This is a genomic window from Streptomyces sp. NRRL S-495 (genome assembly GCF_000966955.1).
GTDB classification, from domain to species: domain Bacteria; phylum Actinomycetota; class Actinomycetes; order Streptomycetales; family Streptomycetaceae; genus Kitasatospora; species Kitasatospora purpeofusca.
Genome location: NZ_JZWY01000088.1, coordinates 1 through 6,109, shown reverse-complemented (window position 1 = coordinate 6,109; position 6,109 = coordinate 1). Strand labels below are relative to the sequence as shown.

General features: G+C 74.0%; 5 protein-coding genes and 1 pseudogene. 5 read left to right on the top strand and 1 reads right to left on the bottom strand.

The genetic code is table 11. The features are described from left to right. Nucleotides 1-1,325 (bottom strand): UDP-N-acetylglucosamine 1-carboxyvinyltransferase (gene murA / locus VR45_RS06425; protein ID WP_045938699.1); only part of this gene is annotated, 1,325 nt, incomplete at its 3' end. 322 nt (nucleotides 1,326-1,647) lie between these two features. Between murA and VR45_RS06420 the strand changes: the two genes are divergently transcribed. The 5 genes and pseudogenes from VR45_RS06420 to VR45_RS06400 all read left to right on the top strand — a co-directional run. Beyond that, complete coding sequence (locus tag VR45_RS06420; RefSeq protein ID WP_045938698.1) at nucleotides 1,648-2,232, top strand: YqgE/AlgH family protein; 585 nt, start codon at nucleotides 1,648-1,650, stop codon at nucleotides 2,230-2,232. Between the two features lie 85 nt (nucleotides 2,233-2,317). Continuing rightward, on the top strand, nucleotides 2,318-2,599 hold the full coding sequence (locus VR45_RS06415) for a DUF3039 domain-containing protein (protein WP_030394272.1): 282 nt from the start codon (nucleotides 2,318-2,320) through the stop codon (nucleotides 2,597-2,599). Nucleotides 2,600-2,695: 96 nt separating this feature from the next. Beyond that, entirely contained in the window at nucleotides 2,696-4,306 is a 1,611-nt protein-coding gene (locus VR45_RS06410) for a beta-N-acetylhexosaminidase (protein ID WP_045938697.1), read from the top strand. A gap of 303 nt (nucleotides 4,307-4,609) precedes the next feature. Then, nucleotides 4,610-5,476, top strand: coding sequence for an FAD binding domain-containing protein (locus VR45_RS06405; RefSeq protein ID WP_045938701.1), 867 nt, complete (start codon nucleotides 4,610-4,612; stop codon nucleotides 5,474-5,476). Between the two features lie 95 nt (nucleotides 5,477-5,571). Further along, a pseudogene (locus VR45_RS06400) lies at nucleotides 5,572-6,109 on the top strand ((2Fe-2S)-binding protein); the annotation flags it as partial.

Here is a 6,109-nt window from a genome sequence, read left to right as displayed (position 1 = left end):
AGCTCGCCCGGCAGCTCGACGTGGGCGCCGAGGTCGCGCAGCTTGTCCATGAAGTTCTCGTAGCCGCGGTTGATCAGGTCGATGCCGTGCACGGTCGAGGTGCCCTCGGCCGCCAGCGCCGCGATCAGGTACGAGAAGCCGCCGCGCAGGTCCGGGATGACCAGCTCGGAGCCGATCAGCTTGGACGGGCCGGAGACCACCGCGGAGTGCTGGAAGTTCCGGGCGCCGAAGCGGCACGGGGTCGCGCCCAGGCACTCGCGGTAGAGCTGGATGTGCGCGCCCATCTGGTTCAGCGCGCCGGTGAAGCCCAGCCGCGACTCGTACACCGTCTCGTGGACGATGGACAGGCCGGTGGCCTGGGTCAGCGCGACGACCAGCGGCTGCTGCCAGTCGGTCTGGAAGCCGGGGTGCACGTCGGTCTCCAGGGCGATCGCCTTGAGCTCGCCGCCCGGGTGCCAGAAGCGGATGCCCTCGTCGTCCACCTCGAAGGCGCCGCCGACCTTCCGGAAGGTGTTGAGGAAGGTCATCATCTCCAGCTGGCGGGCGCCGCGGACGTAGATGTCGCCCCTGGTGGCCAGCGCCGCGCAGGCCCAGGAGGCGGCCTCCAGCCGGTCCGGCAGCGCCCGGTGGTTGTAGCCGCCCAGCTCGTCGACACCGGTGATGAGAATGGTGCGGTCGGTGCCCAGGGTGATGATCGCGCCCATCTTCTGCAGCACGCAGATCAGGTCGACGATCTCCGGCTCGATGGCCGCGTTGCGCAGCTCGGTGACGCCCTCGGCGAGGACGGCGGTGAGCAGCACCTGCTCGGTCGCGCCGACCGAGGGGTAGGGCAGCTCGATCCTGGTGCCGCGCAGCCGCTGCTGGGCGACCAGGTAGGTGCCCTGCGGGTGCTTCTCGATGGTGGCGCCGAACTGGCGCAGCACCTCGAAGTGGAAGTCGACCGGACGGCCGCCGATGTCGCAGCCGCCCAGGCCCGGGATGAAGGCGTGGCCGAGGCGGTGCAGCAGCGGGCCGCAGAAGAGGATCGGGATGCGCGAGGAGCCGGCGTGCGCGTCGATGTCGGCGACGTTGGCGCTCTCCACGTGCGAGGGGTCGAGGATCAGCTCGCCGTCCTCGTCGCCGGTGCGCACGGTCACGCCGTGGAGCTGCAGCAGGCCGCGGACCACCTTGACGTCGCGGATGTCCGGGACGTTGCGCAGTCTGCTGGGGCCCTGGCCGAGCAGGGCCGCGACCATGGCCTTGGGGACCAGGTTCTTCGCACCGCGGACGCGGATCTCGCCTTCGAGCGGGTTTCCGCCGTGGACCAGCAGGACGTCGTCGGTCATCGTTCTCGCAATCCGGGGTGCCAGAGGAGTGGGGCGGGCTCGGCGACGAGCCAGGCGGTGGAGCATTTCACGGGCGCGTCGGGCCCCCGGTGTGACCGAGTCGGCACCGTGGAGGGGCGTCCACCATCAGTAGATGGTAGTGGTCGTGCCGATGGTTCCTGTGAGCCTCTCCCGTGATGGTGCTCTCCCCGGGCCCGGGGGGCGCGCCGGTGCGTCCGTACGGGTGTTCGTGGCGGGCGGGGCCGGGTGGGGCGTTCCGGGTGGCCGCGGCGGTCGCCGTTTCGGGTGCCGCCGGCGGGGGTTCTGCGGGATCATGTGAGGCATGACGGCGGCCCATTCGCACGGAGGCCGGTCCCACACCGGCCGACTGCTCGTCGCGACGCCCGTGCTCACCGACCCGAACTTCGCCCGGGCGGTGGTGCTCCTCCTCGACCACGACGTCGAGGGGGCGCTCGGTGTCGTGCTGAACCGGCCGACGCCGGTCGAGGTCGGCAGTGTGCTGGACGGCTGGGGGGTGCTGGTCGGCCTGCCCGCGGTGGTGTTCCAGGGCGGGCCGGTGGCGCTGGACTCGGCGCTCGGCCTGGCGGTGGCGCCGGGGGAGCCGGGAACCGGGGAGCCGCTCGGCTGGCGCCGGGTGCACGGCGCGATCGGCCTGGTGGACCTGGAGGCGCCGCCCGAGGTGCTGGCCGGGGAGCTCGGGGCGCTGCGGATCTTCGCCGGCTACGCGGGCTGGGCGCCCGGGCAGCTGGAGTCGGAGATCTCCACCGGCGCCTGGTACCTGGTGGACTGCGAGCCCGGGGACATCTCCAGCCCGGAGCCGGAGCGGCTGTGGCGCGCGGTGCTGCGGCGCCAGCGCGGGCCGCTGGCGCTGCTGGCGACCTATCCGGACGATCCGACCCTGAACTGAATCCGGCTCGGAATCGAAGGTGCGCCGTCACGGCGGCGCCGCGACACTGGCCCGCTTCTCCGGGGCGCCCATAGACTTGGCACTCATGAGCACTCTTGAGCCCGAGCGCGGCCTCGGCACCGGCACCCTGGTCGAGCCCGTCCCGCAGGTGTCCCACGGGGACGGCGACCACGAGCGCTTCGCGCACTACGTCCAGAAGGACAAGATCATGGAGAGCGCGCTCTCCGGGTCCCCCGTGGTGGCGCTCTGCGGCAAGGTGTGGGTGCCCGGCCGCGACCCGAAGAAGTACCCGGTCTGTCCGATGTGCAAGGAGATCTACGACGGCATCGGCAAGCCGCAGGACGGGGACGGCGACAAGGGCAAGTAGCCCGCGTCCCCTTCGTTCCGCACACCACCGTTTTGCATGGTGCCGCGTTTCCCGAGTGGTCTATGCCACTGGTCGGGGCCGGGGCAGGATGGCGCAATGGACCTCATCCCTGCCCCCGTGAGTTCCGTCCGCCTCCCGGACCAGGACTTCCCGCTCGACCGGACGACCACCCTGACCGCGCCGCCCGAGCTGGCCGGGGCCGAACGGTGGCTGCGTTCCTCGCTGACCGCCGCCACCGGCCTGCCGCTCGCCCCGGGGCGGCCCGGTGAGGGCGTCGAACTGCTCCTCGACCCGGCGCTCCCCGGTGAGGCGTACCGGCTCTCGGTGCGCCCCGGCCACGCGGTGATCACCGCCGGCGGTCCGGCCGGCGCGCTCTGGGGAGCCCAGACGCTGCGCCGGCTGCTCGGGCCGGACGCCTACCGGCGCGCGCCGCTGCGACCGTCCGGCTGGGTGCTGCCCGGCGTCGACCTCACGGACGCGCCGAGGTTCGGCTGGCGCGGGGCGCTGCTGGACGTCGCCCGGCACTTCCTGCCCAAGTCCGACGTGCTGCGCTTCGTCGACCAGCTGTCGGCGCACAAGCTCAATGTGCTGCACCTGCACCTGACCGACGACCAGGGCTGGCGGGTGGAGATCAAGCGCTACCCCGGGCTCACCGAGCGGGCGTCCTGGCGCGAGCGCTCGATGGTCGGCTACCGGTCCGCCGGGCGCCGTGACGACCGCCCGCACGGCGGCTTCTACACCCAGGACGACCTGCGCGAGATCGTCGCCTACGCGGCCGAACGGGCCGTCACGGTGGTGCCCGAGATCGACCTGCCGGGCCACACCCAGGCCGCCGTCGCCGCCTACCCCGAGCTGGGCAACACCGATGTGGTGGACACCGGGGCGCTCGGGGTGTGGACCGACTGGGGGGTCAGCCACAACGTGCTCAACCCCTCCGAGGCCACGCTGCGGTTCTTCGAGGGCGTGCTGGAGGAGGTCCTGGAGATCTTCCCGTCCGAGTTCGTCCACCTCGGCGGCGACGAGTGCCCGAAGGAGCAGTGGAAGGACAGCGCGGCCGCGCAGGCGCGGATCCGCGAGCTGGGCCTGAGCAACGAGGACGAGCTGCAGAGCCACATCATCCGGCACTTCGACCGCTGGCTGGCCGAGCGCGGCCGCCGGCTGATCGGCTGGGACGAGATCCTGGAGGGCGGCCTCGCCCCGGGCGCCGCCGTGTCCTCCTGGCGCGGCTACGGCGGCGGGATCGCCGCCGCGCAGGCCGGGCACGACGTGGTGATGTGCCCCGAGCAGCACGTCTACCTGGACCACCGGCAGGCGCCGGGGGAGCAGGAGCCGATCCCGGTCGGCTTCGTGCGCACCCTGGAGGACGTCTACCGGTTCGAGCCGGTGCCGGCCCAGCTCGACGAGGAGGCGGCGCGCCGGGTGATCGGCACCCAGGCGAACCTGTGGAGCGAGTTCATGGACAGCGCCCGGGACATCGACTACCGGGCCTTCCCCCGGCTCGCGGCCTTCGCCGAGGTCGCCTGGTCCGCGCTGCCCGCGGACCCGGCCGCCCGCGACTTCGCCGGCTTCGAACAGCGGCTGGCCGGCCATCTGGAGGTGCTGGACGCGCTCGGCGTCGAGTACCGCCCGGCCGGCGGGCCGCACCCGTGGCAGACCCGGCCGGGAGTGCAGGGCCGGCCGATCGACGGACCCCCGCCGGCGGTCTGAACCGGACGGCCGCGGGAACTTCCGGGCGGTCGTCGGACGTCAAGAACAGATGAACATCCGTCCCGGTCCGAACCGGACCGGGGCGGATACCGCCCGGTATCGGTCCCAATCGGGCAGTACCGTTCGCCTGTCCCGAAATGATCATCGAGCATTGTGTGCCAGAGTTGCCCAACCCGGCCCGATCGCCCGTACCCTACGGGCCAGGCCGGGCTGCCGGAGCGGACACCCCGGTCCAGGGGCCGCGGGCGGCAGGCGATCGATGAGCAAGTGGAGCACGGTGGGACCCAGGTGAACCGGACGATCATGCTGCCGGCCTCCCTCGACGAGGCCGTCGAAGCGCTGGCCGCTCACCCGGCCGCGGTGCCGGTGGCCGGCGCCACCGACCTGATGGAGGCCGTCAACGCCGGACGCCTCCGCCCCGCCTCGTTGGTCGGCCTCGGCCGGATCACCGAACTCCGCGGCTGGCGCTACGAGGACGGCGGCACCGCGGTCCTCGGCGCCGGGCTGACCCACGCCCGGATGGACCGCCCGGACTTCGCCGCCCTGATCCCCGCGCTCGCCGACGCCGCCCGCACCGCCGGCCCGCCGCAGGTCCGCAACGTCGGCACCCTCGGCGGCAACATCGCCACCGCCGCCCCGGCCGGGGACACCCTGCCGGTGCTCGCGGCGCTGGAGGCCAGCGTCACCCTGGCCCGGGCCGGCGCCACCCGCGAGGTCCCGGTCAGCCACCTGTTGACCGGTCTCGACCCGCTGCGGCCCGGCGAACTCCTCACCTGGGTGCGGGTCCCGCTGCTGCACGCCCCGCAGGTCTTCCTCAAGGCCACCGGCCGCAGCGGCCCGGCCCGCGCCACCGCCTCCGTCGCCCTCGTCCTGGACCCGGCCCGGCGCGCCGTCCGCTGCGCCGTCGGCGCCGTCGCCCCGGTGCCGCTGCGGCCCCTGGAGGCCGAGGCCTGGGTGGCGGGCTGCATCGACTGGGACGGTTCGCGGGAGATCGACCCCGCCGCGACCGCCGCCTTCGGCGAGTACGTGGCCGCGGCCTGCGTCCCCGACGGCTACGGCGCGGAGGGCTCCTGGGAGGCCGTCACCGAGGGGCCGAGCGCGGCCGCCGTCCGTCTGCGGCGTACCGTAGCGGTGCTGGCCCGCCGGGCACTGGGAAGGGCGCTCAAGTGACCACAGACCACCCCATCGAGGCCCTGGACGCGGGGCTGCTCGACCACGCGCACGACCACGCGCCGCAGGTCAGCCGGGAGCTGCGGCCGACCACCTCGTACACCCTGCGGGTCAACGGCTTCGAACGGCCCGTCACGGACGCCTGGATCGGCGAGAGCCTGCTCTACGTGCTGCGCGAGCGGCTGGGCCTGGCCGGCGCCAAGGACGGCTGCGAGCAGGGCGAGTGCGGGGCCTGCTCGGTGCAGGTCGACGGCCAGCTGGTGGCCGGCTGCCTGGTGCCCGCCGCGCTCGCCCAGGACAGCGAGATCAACACGGTCGAGGGCCTGTCGGCCGGCGGCGGCGCCAGCGACGTCCAGCAGGCACTGGCCGAGTCCGGCGCGGTGCAGTGCGGCTACTGCGTGCCCGGCCTGGCGATGGCCGTGCACGACCTGCTCCAGCGCAACCACCGGCCCACCGAGGTCGAGGCGCGCCAGGCGCTGTGCGGCAACCTCTGCCGGTGCACCGGCTACCGGGGCGCACTGGCCGCCGTGCAGACCGTCGCCGACGCGCGCGCGGCGGTGGCCGGGGCCGCGGAGGCGGCCGCCGAGGAGGCCGCGGCCACCCCGGCGGACCGGACCGCCGCACCCGCCGCGG

What these genes read in the sequence shown, in the direction of transcription:
- VR45_RS06420 (WP_045938698.1), top strand. Translation starts at nt 1,648, where the DNA reads ATGACGGCGGCCCATTCGCACGGAGGCCGGTCCCACACCGGCCGACTG.
- VR45_RS06415 (WP_030394272.1), top strand. Translation starts at nt 2,318, where the DNA reads ATGAGCACTCTTGAGCCCGAGCGCGGCCTCGGCACCGGCACCCTGGTC.
- VR45_RS06410 (WP_045938697.1), top strand. Translation starts at nt 2,696, where the DNA reads ATGGACCTCATCCCTGCCCCCGTGAGTTCCGTCCGCCTCCCGGACCAG.
- VR45_RS06405 (WP_045938701.1), top strand. Translation starts at nt 4,610, where the DNA reads ATGCTGCCGGCCTCCCTCGACGAGGCCGTCGAAGCGCTGGCCGCTCAC.